This window comes from Cellulomonas uda (assembly GCF_006538705.1).
Taxonomy (GTDB): Bacteria; Actinomycetota; Actinomycetes; order Actinomycetales; family Cellulomonadaceae; genus Cellulomonas; species Cellulomonas uda.
Genome location: NZ_BJLP01000013.1, coordinates 44876 through 59466, shown reverse-complemented (window position 1 = coordinate 59466; position 14591 = coordinate 44876). Strand labels below are relative to the sequence as shown.

At 75.5% G+C, this 14591-nt stretch carries 14 protein-coding genes; 5 read left to right on the top strand and 9 right to left on the bottom strand.

The window, feature by feature from the left end; all coding sequences use genetic code 11:
• The first annotated feature begins 155 nt into the window (after positions 1-155).
• Complete coding sequence (locus tag CUD01_RS05380) at positions 156-359, top strand: dodecin family protein (protein ID WP_141319338.1); 204 nt, start codon at positions 156-158, stop codon at positions 357-359.
• Between the two features lie 18 nt (positions 360-377).
• On the opposite strand, the gene CUD01_RS05375 is transcribed toward CUD01_RS05380, so the two are convergent.
• Genes CUD01_RS05375 through CUD01_RS05360 form a run of 4 tightly spaced genes read right to left on the bottom strand, consistent with a single transcriptional unit; the run spans position 378 to position 4219 of the window.
• Positions 378-1217 (bottom strand): transglutaminase family protein, encoded by an 840-nt coding sequence (locus tag CUD01_RS05375; RefSeq protein WP_141319336.1) that lies wholly within the window; start codon positions 1215-1217, stop codon positions 378-380.
• Positions 1214-2143, bottom strand: a complete 930-nt coding sequence (locus CUD01_RS05370; protein WP_141319334.1) for an alpha-E domain-containing protein — start codon at positions 2141-2143, stop codon at positions 1214-1216. Before CUD01_RS05370 ends, CUD01_RS05375 begins: the two co-directional genes overlap by 4 nt.
• Positions 2137-3741 carry a circularly permuted type 2 ATP-grasp protein gene (locus CUD01_RS05365; RefSeq protein ID WP_141319332.1) on the bottom strand — a complete coding sequence of 535 codons (1605 nt, stop codon included), beginning with the start codon at positions 3739-3741 and terminating at the stop codon, positions 2137-2139. Before CUD01_RS05365 ends, CUD01_RS05370 begins: the two co-directional genes overlap by 7 nt.
• 34 nt (positions 3742-3775) lie before the next feature.
• The gene (locus tag CUD01_RS05360) at positions 3776-4219 is read right to left on the bottom strand and encodes a hypothetical protein (RefSeq protein WP_141319330.1); all 444 of its coding nucleotides are present in this window, start codon (positions 4217-4219) and stop codon (positions 3776-3778) included.
• A 154-nt stretch (positions 4220-4373) separates the two neighbouring features.
• Between CUD01_RS05360 and CUD01_RS05355 the strand changes: the two genes are divergently transcribed.
• The 4 genes from CUD01_RS05355 (at position 4374) to CUD01_RS05340 (ending at position 7091) form a co-directional block, all read left to right on the top strand.
• Positions 4374-4928 carry a type II toxin-antitoxin system PemK/MazF family toxin gene (locus CUD01_RS05355; RefSeq protein ID WP_244937670.1) on the top strand — a complete coding sequence of 185 codons (555 nt, stop codon included), beginning with the start codon at positions 4374-4376 and terminating at the stop codon, positions 4926-4928.
• A gap of 238 nt (positions 4929-5166) precedes the next feature.
• Positions 5167-5427, top strand: coding sequence for a 30S ribosomal protein S20 (gene rpsT / locus CUD01_RS05350; RefSeq protein ID WP_094180372.1), 261 nt, complete (start codon positions 5167-5169; stop codon positions 5425-5427).
• Positions 5428-5668: 241 nt separating this feature from the next.
• The gene (locus tag CUD01_RS05345; protein WP_141319326.1) at positions 5669-6403 is read left to right on the top strand and encodes an EAL and HDOD domain-containing protein; all 735 of its coding nucleotides are present in this window, start codon (positions 5669-5671) and stop codon (positions 6401-6403) included.
• Positions 6404-6476: 73 nt separating this feature from the next.
• On the top strand, positions 6477-7091 hold the full coding sequence (locus CUD01_RS05340) for an EAL domain-containing protein (RefSeq protein ID WP_094180373.1): 615 nt from the start codon (positions 6477-6479) through the stop codon (positions 7089-7091).
• Between the two features lie 37 nt (positions 7092-7128).
• On the opposite strand, the gene holA is transcribed toward CUD01_RS05340, so the two are convergent.
• The 5 genes from holA to leuS all read right to left on the bottom strand — a co-directional run bounded on the left by holA (position 7129) and on the right by leuS (position 14569).
• A complete protein-coding gene (gene holA, locus CUD01_RS05335) occupies positions 7129-8061 on the bottom strand; it encodes a DNA polymerase III subunit delta (RefSeq protein ID WP_371860757.1) in 933 nt (310 codons plus the stop codon).
• 29 nt (positions 8062-8090) lie between these two features.
• Positions 8091-9686 (bottom strand): ComEC/Rec2 family competence protein, encoded by a 1596-nt coding sequence (locus CUD01_RS05330; protein WP_141319322.1) that lies wholly within the window; start codon positions 9684-9686, stop codon positions 8091-8093.
• Positions 9683-10537, bottom strand: a complete 855-nt coding sequence (locus tag CUD01_RS16980; protein ID WP_244937669.1) for a ComEA family DNA-binding protein — start codon at positions 10535-10537, stop codon at positions 9683-9685. The genes CUD01_RS05330 and CUD01_RS16980 overlap by 4 nt, the downstream gene beginning before the upstream one ends.
• A 97-nt stretch (positions 10538-10634) precedes the next feature.
• Positions 10635-11645 carry a DegV family protein gene (locus CUD01_RS05320; RefSeq protein WP_141319320.1) on the bottom strand — a complete coding sequence of 337 codons (1011 nt, stop codon included), beginning with the start codon at positions 11643-11645 and terminating at the stop codon, positions 10635-10637.
• On the bottom strand, positions 11645-14569 hold the full coding sequence (leuS, locus tag CUD01_RS05315; RefSeq protein WP_141319318.1) for a leucine--tRNA ligase: 2925 nt from the start codon (positions 14567-14569) through the stop codon (positions 11645-11647). Before leuS ends, CUD01_RS05320 begins: the two co-directional genes overlap by 1 nt.
• Positions 14570-14591: the final 22 nt, after the last annotated feature.

Genomic DNA, 14591 nt, shown 5'->3' with positions numbered 1-14591 from the left:
GACCCCGTGACCCCGTGACCGCCTGACCCGAGGTGAGCTCGGCCCGGTTGCGCACCGGTGTGACCCCGGCCACAGTCGAAGGGTCGGTGCCCGCGTGGTCGCCAGCGGCGGACCGCGGGCCGGCTGCCGCACCAACCCACCCAGGAGGTCGTGCCATGTCGTCCGTCGCCCGCATCACCACCATCAGCTCCCGCTCGGAGACGAGCTTCGACGACGCCGTGCGCGTCGGCGTCGAGCGCGCCGCGGCCACGCTGCGCAACGTGTCGGGCGCGTGGGTCAAGGACCAGAAGGTCGAGGTCGCCGACGGCCGGATCACCGCGTACCACGTGGTGCTCGAGGTGACGTTCGTCCTCGAGTGAGCCGAGCACCCCGCGGGCTCAGGCCTCGCGCGTGATGCGCACCTCGACGTCGAGGTGCTGGGTGCCGGAGCCCGCGTAGATGCCGCGCAACGGCGCGACGTCGTCGTAGGACCGGCCGCGCGCGAGGACGACGTGGTGCTCACCCGCGGGGACCCGGTTCGTCGGGTCGTACGCGACCCAGTCGCCGACCCACCACTCGACCCAGGCGTGCGACTCACCGGTGACGGTCTGGCCGACCTCCCCGCCGCGCGTCGGGTGCAGGTAGCCCGAGACGTAGCGCGCGGGGATGCCGACGGACCGCAGGGCACCCAGCGCGAGGTGCGCGACGTCCTGGCACACCCCCGCGCGGGCCGCCCAGGCCTCGGCGGCCGGGGTGTGCACCGTGGTGACCCCGGGGATGTACTCGACTCGGTCACGCAGCGCCTCGCACACCGCGACGGCCGCGTCGGAGGGCTCGAACCCTTCGGCGCTCGCCCGCGCGAGCTCGGCCACCTCGTCGGGGGCGGCGGTCGTCGGGGTGTCGGCGAGGAACTCGGCCATCCGGTCGCGGACCTCGTCGGTGCCGAGCGCGTCCCACCCGAGCACCGCGCGGGGCGGGGCGGGTTCCCGCACCTCGACCACGTGCTCGGCCGTGATGACCATCGACTCGTGCGGCACGAGCACCTCGAACGCGGTGACCGCGGTGCCCCAGTAGTCGCGGTACTCGTACGACCACGTGTGCGGCTGGGCCTCGAACCTGCTCGAGACGACGGTCTGCCCGGCCTGCGACACCGGGGTCATGCGCGCCTCGTTGTAGGACGCCTGCACGGGTGCGGCGTAGCGGAACGTCGAGGTGTGCACCACGCGGAGCCGGTTCACAGGTTCTCCCCCACCCAGGTCGTGGTCAGCGCGGACGGGAAGTAGCGGCCGCGGACCGCGTCGGACGCCGCGGCGCACGCCCGCTGCACCTGCTCCATCTCGCGCGGCAGCGCGTCGAGCACGTCGATCAGCGGCCGGTACTCGAGGTTGGTGCGCACGAGGCCGATGTGGCGACGCGCGTCGTCGACGATCGCCCGGTCCGCGACGGGCTCCAGCGCCGCCAGGCACGCCTCGGCCTGGTTGAGCGCGAACACGATCGAGCGCGGGAACAGGCGGTCGAGCAGCAGGAACCCCGCCGCACGCTCGTCGGACGCCGCGCCGCGGTACGTGCGCAGGAACGCCTCGTGCGCGCCGCACGAGCGCAGCAGTGTCGTCCAGCCCGGCCCGCCGGACCCCGCGAGCGCGCGCGTCGTGAGCAGGCGCGCGGTCATGTCCGCACGCTCGATCGAGCGGCCCAGGACCATGAACGCCCACGTGTCGTCGCGGGACGCGGTCGCGTCGACGACCCCGGCGACCACCGCGGCCCGCTCCCGCACCCACGTGAAGTAGTCGTGCGGCCGCGCCGGGCGCATGTGCGACGGGAGCTGGTTCCACGTCGCGTTGAGGCTCTCCCACAGCTCGGTCGAGATGACCTCGCGGGCCCGACGCGCGTTCTCCCGCGCCGAGACGAGCGCGCCGGCGATGGACGACGGCGAGAACCGGTCGTACGCGAGCAGGTCCAGCACCTCGACGCGACCGATCGCCGCGCCCTGCGCCGGCAGCCGGCGGTCCATGACGGACAGCAGCGAGCGGCAGGCCAGGTCCTCCTCGGCCCACGGGTCCTCGAGCAGGATCTGCAGGTGCACGTCGAGCAGGCGCGCGGTGTCGTCGGCCCGCTCCACGTAGCGGCCGATCCAGAACAGCGACTCCGCGATGCGGCTCAGCACGTCACCACCTCCTGGTCCGACGACGACGCGCGCACGGGACCGTCGAGCGTCTGCTGCTGCTGCATGACGTGCGCGCGGATGTCCTGCGGGTTCGCGTCGATCGGCACCGCGTTCCCCACGGGGACGGGGTGGTGCACGGCCGCGGTCGCGGGCTCGCGCCGCGGGGGCGCACCGCCCAGCACCCACGTGTCCTTGGACCCGCCGCCCTGCGAGGAGTTCACGACGAGCCGCCCCTCCGGCAGCGCGACGCGCGTCAGACCGCCGGGCAGCACCCACACGTCGTCGCCGTCGTTGACGGCGAACGGGCGCAGGTCCGTGTGCCGGGGGCGCAACCCGTCCTCGACGAGCGTCGGGACGGTCGACAGCTGCACGACGGGCTGGGCGATCCACCCGCGCGGGTCCTCGACGAGCCGCGAGCGCAGCGCGTCGAGCTCGGCGCGCGTGGCCGCCGGGCCGACGACGAGCCCCTTGCCGCCCGAGCCGTCGACGGGCTTGACGACGAGCTCGTCGAGCCGGTCCAGCACCTCCTCGAGCGACCCGGGTTCCTCCAGGCGCCACGTGTCGACGTTCGCGAGGATCGGCTCCTCGCCCAGGTAGTAGCGGATCAGGTCCGGCACGTACGTGTAGACGAGCTTGTCGTCGGCCACGCCGTTGCCCACCGCGTTGGCGATGGTGACCGTGCCGTTGCGCGCACACGTCATGAGGCCGGGCGAGCCCAGCAGCGAGTCGGCACGGAACGTGACCGGGTCGAGGAAGTCGTCGTCGACCCGGCGGTAGATGACGTCCACCCGACGACGACCCTGCGTGGTGCGCATCCACACGCGACCCTGGGCGCAGAACAGGTCGCGACCCTCGACGAGCTCGACGCCCATGGTCCGCGCGAGCAGCGAGTGCTCGAAGTACGCGCTGTTGTAGACGCCCGGCGTCAGCACGACGACCGTCGGGTCGTCCACGCCAGCCGGGGCGGCCGCGGTCAGCGCGGCGAGCAGGCGGCGCGGGTAGTCCGAGACGGGCCGGATCCGCAGCGCCGCGAACAGCTCCGGGAACGTCTGCGCCATCGCCCGCCGGTTCGACAGGACGTAGCTCACGCCGCTCGGGACGCGCACGTTGTCCTCGAGCACACGCCAGCCACCGAGCGAGTCGCGGATCAGGTCGATGCCCGACACGTGCACCCGCACGCCGTTGGGCGGCGTGATCCCGCGCGCGGCGCGGCAGTAGTTCGTCGACGAGACGACGACCGAGCGCGGCAGCACGCCGTCCGCGACGACCCGCTGCGGCCCGTACACGTCCGCCAGGAACGCCTCGAGCGCGCGGACCCGCTGCGCGACGCCCGGCGCGACGTGCTCCCACTCGTCGCCCGCCAGGACGCGCGGCACGACGTCGAGCGGGAAGGGCCGCTCCTCGCCCGCGAAGTCGAACGTCACGCCCTGCGTCAGGTAGGTGCGGGCGAGAGCGTCGGCGCGAGCCCGCAGCTCGCCGGCGGAGAGCTGCGCGAGCGCCGCGTGCACGTGCTTGTACGCGGCGCGCGGGCCGGTCGCGGGGTCGAGCATCTCGTCCCAGGCGACCCCGGCCGGGTAGTCGTCGAAGAGGTCCGCCATGGGCCGAACGTAGCCCGGGCAGATCACCGGCGCGTTACGTGGCCCCGTCGAGCGCGGCGGCCCAGGGCAGCACGTCGACGGCGACGCCCGAGCGCTCCACGCGCGCCACCGCGTCGTCGAGGAGCCGGGCGACACTCGTCGCGCTGCCCGGCTCGCGCTCCCCCGCGACGCACACGACCCGCAGCTCGCGCAGCTGCGGCTCGTCGACGACCGCGCGCTCGTCGGCCCGCACCTCGAGACGCGCCCACAGGTGCGCGACGGGCAGCTGGAGGACCTCGGCGGCGAGGCCGCCCAGGCGCACGCCCCGCGCGGCGCGCGCCCCCGCCGCGCCGACGGCGACGCGCAGCCGTGCACCGCGCGCGGCGCGCACGAACGCGTCGAGCAGGACGCCGGGCGCCGCGGGCGCTCGCAGGTGGCACGCGGGCCGGCTCGCGACCCACCCGTCCCAGGGCTCGACGCGGGTGGTCCGTCCCGCCATGTGCGCTCCCCTCCACCGTCGCGTGGCGTCCGGCCGGGACGTCCACGCGCCGACCGTAGACCTGGTGCTGGATCTCGTACGAGACCCGGTATGCGACCCGGTGGGCCCCGACGAGGTTGCACACCGACCCGGACGACCCGCTAGGTTCCCGGGCGTGCCCGCTTCGTCCTCCGTCTCGCACCTCCTGCGCAGCGCTGCCGCGCTGCTGCGCGCGCTCGGCGCACGCGGCTCGACGAGCACCCGCGAACGCCCGCGCCCACCGCGCCCCGCGGGGCCGACGGCCCCACAGACCGCACGCCGCACGCTGCCGGACCACGTCGGCGCGGTGCCGATCCACTACAGCCCCGAGCCGGACGGCGCCGCCGACCCGGGCGAGATCGTGTGGACGTGGGTGCCCTACGAGGAGGACGCGACGCAGGGCAAGGACCGCCCGGTGCTCGTCGTCGGCTGGGACGGGCCGGTCGTGCTCGGCCTCATGCTCACGAGCACGGACCACGGCCGCAGCGCCGCGCGGGAGGCGCGCAAGGGTCGCGTGTGGATGGACATCGGCTCGGGCCCGTGGGACGCGCGGCGCCGGGACAGCGAGGTCCGCCTGGACCGGGTGCTGCGCCTCGACCCCGACTCCATCCGCCGCGAGGGCGCCGTCGTCGACCACGACCTGTTCGTGCGAGTGACCGACGCGCTGACCGAGCTGCGCGGCCGGGCCTGAGGGCCGTCGCCCCCGAGACCCCGGCGGTGGCGACCCGGTGTGACGTCCGCCGGTCCGGGCTGCGCGGCTTGGGTGGGAGCGTCCGCGTCGGGTAGCATCTTCCCTTGCGTGTCCGCCCAGGTCGGCGGGCACTCGCCCAGCTCCTCTCCGCGGGTGTCCCCACGCCCCAGTCCCGGAGCTGCGCGCGCCCTCTACGACCTGTCAGATCGCTTCGGCGAACGCACAAGAGAGTCCACCAGTGGCGAACATCAAGTCCCAGATCAAGCGCATCCGCACCAACGAGAAGGCGCGCCTGCGCAACAAGTCGGTGAAGTCCGAGCTCAAGACGCACGTCCGTCGCGTCCGCGAGGCCGTCGCCGGCGGTGACAAGGACGCGGCCACCGCCGCGCTGCAGACCGCGTCGAAGAAGCTCGACAAGGCGGTCAGCAAGGGCGTCATCCACGCCAACCAGGCGGCCAACAAGAAGTCGGCGCTCGCGAAGTCGGTCAACTCGCTCTGAGTTCCCGCGCGCGGGCAGCACACGCCGCACGTCGTGCGTGAGCCACGAGGCGTCACCCCTGACGGGGTGGCGCCTCGTCCCGTCTCCCGCGGCCGCGCCCACCGGCGGACCGGTCCCCACCCGGACCACCGCACACGCGGCACCGCGTCGCAGCAGGGTGGACCACGGCGCGGATGAAACGTTTGGGGCGAGCGATTTCCACCCGGGCGTTCGCGCAACCGCGCCGCGCACCTGTGATGTCATGGTGCGTGTGAAGGACGACCTCGACGCGGCACTCCGGCGCCTCGCGGCGGCTGTGGACGACGCGATCCCGGGGGCCCTTCGCACGCAGTGGGAGGCGCACGTCTCGGCCTCCCCCGTGCTCGTCGGCCGCCAGGGCATCTTCACCGCATCCGGCCAACCGGTCGCGTACGAGCTCTCCTACCGCGGGGACGGCGCCCTGTCGGGCGCTTCCGCGGGCTCCTGGAGCGCGCAGCAGCACGAGCGTGCGACCGCCCACGTGCTGTCCGCGACGTTCGGCCGCGCGGACCTCGAGAGCGTCGCGAACGGACGGCTGCTGTTCGTGCGGTGCACGCGCGCGTACCTCGTCGGTGACCTCGCGGTGCCGCGCCGCCCCGACCGGCTCGTGCTCGTCGTCCCGGACACCGTGCCGATCGACGCCGACGTGCTCGCCGGCGTCCGGCGCCTGCGCGCCGAGGGCTACCGGTTCGCGCTGCCGGCGTTCGTGAGCAGCGCGGCGCAGCGTCGGCTCCTGCCGCACGCGGACTACGTCAAGGTCGACGTGCGGGACCTCGACGTCGAGGGGCACCCCGTCGTCACGCTCGCCCGCTCGTACGGCGCGAGCCTCGTCGCGGAGTACGTCGAGACCCCCGAGGCGATGGCACACGCCCGTGACCTGGGGTTCACCCTGTTCCAGGGCAACCTCCTCGAGCGCGCGGGCGTCCTCGACCGCGCGAGCGCCCAGATCGTCGACTGACGCGGACACGGACGCCGGCGACGTGTCTCACGAAACGGCGTCATGGATCGCGCGTCTGCGCCTCTCATCCAGCGTGAGTCCCTCCACGAGCGCGTCACGGCCCTCGACGCCGCCGCAGGTCGCGCGCCAGCCGATCTGGTCACCGGGCGGTGACCTGCACGGCTACGAGCTGCTGTACCGCAGGCCGGACGGCACACCGGCGGGCGTGGACCACTGGGACGAGGGGCGCCAGGAGGACGCCACCGAGGCGGTCCTCGGCCGGATCCCGACGATGGACCTGCACGACACCCTCGCGTTCGTCAACGTCACGCGTGGCTACCTGGTCGACAGCCGCACCCTGCCGCCGCACCGCGACCGGCTCGTGCTCGAGGTCGTCGAGACCGTCCCGGCGGACGACGCCGCCCTCGCGGGCCTCACGCGGCTGCGGTCGGCGGGCTACCGCCTGGCGATCGACGACTTCACCGCGACCGCCGCGCAGCTCGCGATGCTGCCGTGGGCCGACTACGTGAAGATCGACTGCCGTGACCTCGTCCGGCACGGCAGCGCGCTCGTGGAGCTCGCACGCAGCACGGGGGCGCAGGTGGTCGCCGAGCGGGTGAGCGACGCCGCGCTCGTGGACCACTGCGTCGCGTGGGGGTTCGACCTGCTGCAGGGCGACATCCTCGGCCCCGCGGCCACGATGCTGTGACGGTCGTCCTGGCACGGGCCGGGCGGACGGTCGACCGTCAGGAGCGGGCGGCGGCCGCCACGCGGAGCACGGCCCGTTCGACCGCGAACCGGGGGTCCCGGCTCTCGCCCTTGACCTCGGCGTCCGCCTGAGCGACTGCGCTGATCGCCTCGGCGAGCGCCTCCGGCGTCCACGAGCGCAGCTCGCGCAGCGCGCGGTCCACCTGCCAGGGGGCCAGCCCGAGGTCCCGCAGCGCGCCCTGCCCGCGGCCGCGCACGGCGCCGACCTTCGCGATGGTGCGGAGCTTGGCGGCCAGCGCGGCGACGACGGGCACGGGGTCGAGCCCGGTGGCGAGCGCGTGGCGCAGCAGGGCGACCGCCTGACCCGCGTCGCCCGCCACCGCGGCGTCGGCGACCCGGAAGCCGGTCGCCTCGATGCGGCCGCCGTAGTACCGCTCGACGACCTCGACGCCGATCATGCCGGTGGTGTCGGCCACGAGCTGGGAGCACGACGCGGCGAGCTCGCGCAGGTCGCTGCCGACGGCATCGACGAGCGCGCGGACCGCGGCGCCGTCGGCGCGCCGGCCGGCCCGCCGCAGCTCGGCGTTCACGAACGAGGTCTTGTCCGAGTCGGATGTCACCGCGTCGCACGCGACCTCGGGCACCTGCGCGGCGCGGAGGGCGTCGAGCGTCTTCTTCCCGCGGGCTCCCCCGCTGTGGCGCAGGACGAGCACGACGCCCGGTGCGGGCGCCGTCAGGTAGGCCTGGACGTCGGCGAACACGTCGTCCGTGCCCGTCTCGAGCGCCTCGACCACGACGACCTTGTCCTCGGCGAACAACGACGGGCTCGTCGTCACGCCCAGCATCCCGGCCGTGTACTGCGCCGCGTCGATCCGCGTCACCTCCACGTCGGGGTCTGCCTCGCGCGCGAGGCCGACGATCCGGTCGGTCGCGCGGTCGACGAGCAGGCCCTCCGCACCACGCACGAGCACGACGGGTGCGGGCGCCGCCTCCTCCCACGTCAGGCCGGGGGGCGACGACGCGCGGCGCTGACCGCCGGGACGACCACCGGAGGAACGGCTGGAGCGGGTGGGCGCGGGCACGGGTCCAGCCTGCCAGACGCCGCCGACACCTCCCGCCGTCGCCCGAGCAGCAGCCGCGCGAGCGCGAGGCCGGCGGCGGCGAGGAGCGTCACGCCCACCGTCCCCGGCACCCACGCGAGACGCGCACCCGGCAGCTGCGCGGCGTGCCGGGCGACGGCGCCGATCCACCAGCACGCGGCCCCGGCGGCCGCCGCGGCCGCCTGTGCGCCGCCCGGCCACCACGGCGCCAGCGCCGCGGCGAGCAGCCCCAGGAGCGTGGCCGGCGCGACCGCGGGCGCGGCCGCGACGTTCGCCAGGACGCCCCACGGCGTGAGGACCCCGCTCGCCACCAGGACGAGCGGGGCGCACACCAGCTGCGCCGCGACCGGGACCGCGAGCGCCGCGGCGACGCCGTGCCCGAGCCGTCCCGCCCAGCGCCGGGTGAGCGCGACGCCGAGCAGGACGATGCCCGCGGTCGCGGCGACCGACAGCGCGAAGCCGAGCTCGGCCGCGAGCCAGGGGTCTGCGACGAGCAGCACCGTCACGGCCGCGCCGAGCGCCGCGGGTGAGCGCGCCGGCCGCCCGGCCGCCAGTCCCAGCACGGCGACCGCACCCATCGTGGCCGCCCGCACCACGCTGGGCTCGGGGTGCACGAGCACGAGCATCCCGGCGGCGACGACGACGGTCGCGGCGGCCTGCACGCGCGGCGGCGCGCGCAGGGCTGCGGTGCCGGCGAGGACGAGCGAGGCGACGAGCGCGAAGTGCGCGCCCGAGACGGCCACGAGGTGGGTCAACCCGGATGCCCGCATGGCGTCCGACAGGTCGTCGGGCACGCGCGCGGTGTCCCCCACGGTCACGCCCGGCAGGAGCGCCGCCGCGTCGCCGGGGAGCGGCTCCGCGAGCCGGCGGACGTGCGCGCGGACCCGTCCCGCGGCTGCGTCCCAGGCCCGCGGGGGCGCGAGCACGACCGGGTCGGCGGACGCGACCAGCAGCGCCACCTCGCGGGCCCCGCGCTGCGCCGCGCGCATCCGGCCGGTGACCTGGACGCGCGCGCCGTACGCCGGGACGCCGGCTGCCGGCTCGCCGCCCAGCACCACGACCCGCCCGACGGCGCCCGACGCCCGGCCGGCGGCCTCGACGCGCGTCACGTCGAGCGCCCACCGCACGCGCGGCGGCGCGCCCGGCCACGCCGCGCGCACAGGCACCGGCTCGGCGCTGACACGGCCGACCACCGTGCCCACCGCGGCGCCGGCCGTGAGCTCGGGGAGCAGGCCACGCTCCCGCGCCCCCACCTGCGCGGCGCCGGCGGCACCCACCGCCGCGGCCGCCAGCAGCGCCAGGACCACCGACGCCCGCCACGTCGGCCGCTCGATCCCGTCCCAGCGGCGCCGGCTCGGCCCGAGCGCCACGACGAGCGCCACGACCCCCGCAGCGACCGCGGCGACGAGCGCCGTCCCGGGCGGAGCGCGCACGACGAGCAGGGCGGAGAGCCAGGACCCGAGCGCGGCCGGTGCGAGGCGGAGGTCGACCGTCACACGCGCACCAGGTCGCGCAGCTGCTCGAGCAGCGCCGTCCCGATGCCGGGGACGTCGACCAGCTCGTCGACGCTCCCGAAGGGGCGCTGCGTCCGGTGCTCGACGATGCGCCCGGCGAGCACCGGGCCGATGCCGGGCAACGTGTCCAGCGTCGCGGCGTCGGCGAGGTTGAGGTCGACGAGGGCGCCCGCCGACGACGCGCTCGAGGACCCCGACGTCGGACCGCCCGGGAGCGGGTCCCCCGGGCGCGGGACGAGGACCTGCTCCGCGTCGACGAGCACCCGCGCGAGGTTGAGCCGCGCGAGGTCCGCGCCGCCGGTCGCTCCCCCGGCGGCCTCGATCGCGTCGACGACGCGTGACCCCGCCGGCAGGCGCACGACGCCGGGCCGGACGACCTCCCCGGCGACGTCCACGACGACCTCCAGCGCCGCGGTCGCCGTGGCACCCGGCCCCGTGGGACCCGGCGCGGCGCCGCTCGTCGCGTCCGACGGCGGGGCCGGGGACGAGGCCAGCGGCGCCGGCACGGGGAGCGTGACCGGGTGCCCGGGCTGCGTCGCGACGCTGCGCACGACGACGGCTCCCGCGACGAGCGCGAGCGCGACCGCTCCCGCGAGCGCGCTGCGCACGCTCGGCCGCCACCGCACGCGGGCGGGCTCCGGGTGGGGCACCGGCAGCACGCCGTGCGCGTCGGCGTACCGCTCCGCGGCGACCGCGAGCGCGTCCCCGAACGGACGCCGCGACCCGGACGGTACCGGCCGTGCGGGGTCGTCGGCCGCGTCGGGGTCCGGCGCCGTCAGGGCGCGCAGCCGCGAGCGCACGTCGCGGGACCGGGTCGGGTCGAGCGGGATCACCGCCCGAACGCTAGGCCGCGGCGTCCCGTCGGCGGACGGCACGGTCCCCGGCTGTGGAGACCTCGCGCCCGTGCGGGGGCTGGGGTCGGGTGGCGCGTCAGGCGTCGACGACGACGACCGCGAGCAGCCCCGGGCCGACGTGCGCCGCGATGACCGCACTGGTCTCGCACGCGACGGCCTCGACGACGCGCGGCCACCGCCGCACCTGAGCGACGAGCTCCGCCGCGACGTCGGGCTGCCCCAGGTGGTGCACGGCGACCCGCACCGGGCCGCGTGTCTCGGCGTGGGCACGCGCGACGGCCTCGAGACGCTCCCGCGCCGCGCGCCGGGTGCGGACCTTCTCGGCCACGACGACGCGGCCCTCGTCGAGCGTCAGGAGCGGACGCAGCCCCAGCACGGTGCCGAGCGCCGCCGCGGGCGCGGACAGCCGACCACCACGTCGCAGGTGATCGAGCGAGTCGACGAGGAACCACGCCCGCGCGGCGGCGCTGCGCTCGCGTGCGACGCGCGCGACGTCGTCACCGTCGGGCAGGACGGGCGCGTCGCCCCGGGCAACCCACTGCGCGACCCGGTCGACCAGGCGCGTGGACGCGGGCTCGGACACCTGCGGCCCGTCCAGGAGACGCACAACGCCTTCGTCGCCCCCTGGGCCGCCCACGGGACCGCCCACGGCACCGCCTCGCGCGTGCCGGGCTGCGGCGAGCGCCGCGAACCCGAGCGCCATGACGGTGACCGCGGAGTCGACCACGTGCACCGGGACCGGTGCGTCGGCGGCGGCGACCCGCGCGGCCCCGACAGTGCCGGACAGCTCTCCCGACAGGTGCACGGAGACGACCTCGCGCGCCCCGGCCTCCGCGGCCGCGCGGTACGCGGCCGTGAACGCCGCGGGCGGTGGCTGCGAGGTGCTGACGCGCTCACCGCGCTGCAGCGCCCCGAGCAGGTCGGCCGGGCTGAGGTCCACGCCCTCGACGTGCCGTCGCGTCCCGACGAGCACGTCGAGCGGCACCACGCGCACGCCCCACCGCTCCGCGAGCCCCTGGGGCAGCGACGCGGTGGAGTCCGTGACGACGGCGACCGGCCCGGCGGCCGGCCGCCCGCGGCGCCCGATCAGACCGGCACCACGTTGACGAGCTTGGGTGCGCGCACGATCACGGTGCGCACGTCACGGCCGTCGAGCGCGCGCTGCACACCGGCGTCCGCGAGCGCGAGCGCGCGCAGGTCGTCGTCCGACACCTGCGGCGAGACCTCCGCGCGACCCCGGACCTTGCCCTGCACCTGGAAGACGCACGTGACCGTGTCCTCGACGAGGTACGCCGGGTCCGCCACCGGGTAGGGCGCGTGCGCGAGCGAGCGCTCGTGGCCCAGGCGGGCCCAGAGCTCCTCGGCGAGGTGCGGTGCGATCGGCGCGGTCATGAGCACGAGCGCCTCGACCGCCGCGCGCGGCGCCGCGTCCAGCGTCGTGAGGTGGTTGTTGAGGACGATGAGCTTGGCGATCGCGGTGTTGATCCGCATGTGCGCCATGTCCTCGGTGACGTCCGCGATCGTGCGGTGCAGCACGCGCAGCGTCTCGTCCGACGGGGCGTCGTCGGACACGACGAGCGTGCCGTCCGTCTCCGAGACCACGTTGCGCCACAGGCGCTGCAGGAACCGCTGCGACCCGACGACCGCGCGCGTCTCCCACGGCCGCGACAGGTCGAGCGGACCCATCGACATCTCGTACACGCGCAGCGTGTCGGCGCCGTACTCGGCGTACATCTCGTCGGGCGTCACCATGTTCTTCAGCGACTTGCCCATCTTCCCGTACTCGCGGTTGACGGGCCGGCCCTCCCAGGAGAACCCCGTGGGCGACGACGCGTCCTCGACCACCTCGGCCGCGGGCACGTGCACGCCCCGCTCGTCGGTGTAGGCGTACGCCTGGATGTAGCCCTGGTTGAACAGCTTGTGGAAGGGCTCGGCGCCGCTCACGTGGCCGAGGTCGAACAGCACCTTGTGCCAGAACCGCGCGTACAGCAGGTGCAGCACCGCGTGCTCGACGCCGCCGACGTACAGGTCGACACCCCCGACCGTGTCCGTCGGGTCGCCCGAGTGGCCCGGCGCCAGCCAGAACTTCTCGAGCACCGGGTCGACGAGCACGTCCTGCGACGCGGGGTCGAGGTAGCGCAGGTAGTACCAGCACGAGCCCGCCCAGTTCGGCATCGTGTTGGTGTCGCGGCGGTAGGTGCGCGGTCCGTCGCCCAGGTCGAGCGTGACGGCCACCCAGTCCTCGTTGCGGCCCAGCGGCGGCTCGGGCGAGGAGTCCGCGTCGTCGGGGTCGAACGTGCGCGGTGAGTAGTCGGGCACGTCGGGCAGGGCGACCGGCAGCGCGTCGAGCGGCAGCGCGATCGGCAGGTCGTGCTCGTCGTAGACGATCGGGAACGGCTCTCCCCAGTACCGCTGGCGCGAGAACAGCCAGTCGCGCAGGCGGTACGTGACGGTGCCCGCCCCCACGCCCTTGGCCTCGAGCCACTGCGTGATCCGGTCCTTCGCGGTCGCGACGTCCAGACCGTCGAGCGAGATCTCGTCGTTCGAGGAGTTGACGACGGCGCCGTCGCCCGTGCGGGCGGCGTCCGTCTCCTCGCCGTCGACCGTGTAGACGACCGGCAGGTCGAACGCCTGCGCGAACGCGAAGTCACGCGCGTCGCCGCCGGGGACGGCCATGATCGCGCCGGTGCCGTAGCCCATGAGCACGTAGTCGGCGGTGAACACCGGCAGCGGCTCGCCGTTCACGGGGTTCACCGCCAGATGGCCGGTGAACACGCCCGTCTTGCGGCCCGCGTCCGCCTGCCGCTCGACGGCCGTCTTCGCGGCCGCCTCCGCGCGGTACGCCGCCACGGCGGCGGCGGGCGACCCGTGACCGCCCGTCCACGCGTCCTTGGTCCCGTCGGGCCAGGCCGCGGGCACCTCGTCGAGCAGCGGGTGCTCGGGCGCGACGACCATGAACGTCGCGCCGAACAGCGTGTCGGGCCGCGTCGTGAAGACCGTGACCTCCTGCCCGCCCTCGACCGCGAACGTCACGTGCGCACCCGACGAGCGCCCGATCCAGTTGCGCTGCATCGACTTGACCTTCTCGGGCCAGTCGATGTGCTCGAGGTCGTCGGTCAGGCGGTCCGCGTACGCGGTGATCCGCATGTTCCACTGGCGCAGGCTGCGCTGGAACACGGGGAAGTTGCCGCGCTCGGAGCGACCGTCGGAGGTGACCTCCTCGTTCGCGAGGACCGTGCCGAGGCCCGGGCACCAGTTCACGGGCGTCTCGGAGACGTACGCCAGGCGGCGCGAGTCCAGCACGCGACGACGCTCGACGGCGTCCAGGTCCGCCCACGCGACACCCGCGCGCACCCCGTCGACGGCCGGGACGGGCCGCGTGCCGGCGGCGAGCTCGGCCTCGAGGTCCTCGATCGGCCGGGCCTTGCCGCGGCCGCCGTCGGCGCGCACCGCGTCCTCGTCGTACCAGGCGCCGAAGATCTGCAGGAAGATCCACTGCGTCCAGCGCACGTACTCCGGGTCGATCGTCGCGAACGAGCGTCGCGGGTCGTGCGCGAGGCCCAGGCGGCGCAGCTGACGCCGCATGATCGCGATGTTCGCCTCGGTCGTGACGCGGGGGTGCTGGCCCGTCTGCACGGCGTACTGCTCGGCCGGCAGGCCGAACGCGTCGAAGCCGAGGGCGTGCAGCACGTTGTCGCCCTGCATGCGGCGGTAGCGCGCCACGACGTCGGTCGCGATGTAGCCCAGCGGGTGACCGATGTGCAGGCCCGCGCCCGAGGGGTACGGGAACATGTCCATGACGAAGAACGTGCGCTTCGACGGGTCCGCGTGGCGCCCCTCACCGTCGGTGAGGTGACCCGTGGGGTTCGCGGCGAAGAACGTCCCGCGCTCCTGCCACTCGTCCTGCCAGCGGAGCTCGATCTCTCGTGCGAGGTCCGCGGTGTAGCGGAACGGCACGTCGTCGCGGGACTCGACGCTCGAATCGGGGCTCTGCGCAGGGGTCGTGGTCACCCCGCGAGTTTACCGAGCCCGC

Bases quoted from the DNA above. Each gene is read 5' to 3' on its own strand.
- CUD01_RS05380 (WP_141319338.1), top strand. From the start codon at position 156: ATGTCGTCCGTCGCCCGCATCACCACCATCAGCTCCCGCTCGGAGACG.
- CUD01_RS05365 (WP_141319332.1), bottom strand. From the start codon at position 3,741: ATGGCGGACCTCTTCGACGACTACCCGGCCGGGGTCGCCTGGGACGAG.
- CUD01_RS05360 (WP_141319330.1), bottom strand. From the start codon at position 4,219: ATGGCGGGACGGACCACCCGCGTCGAGCCCTGGGACGGGTGGGTCGCG.
- CUD01_RS05345 (WP_141319326.1), top strand. From the start codon at position 5,669: ATGGTGCGTGTGAAGGACGACCTCGACGCGGCACTCCGGCGCCTCGCG.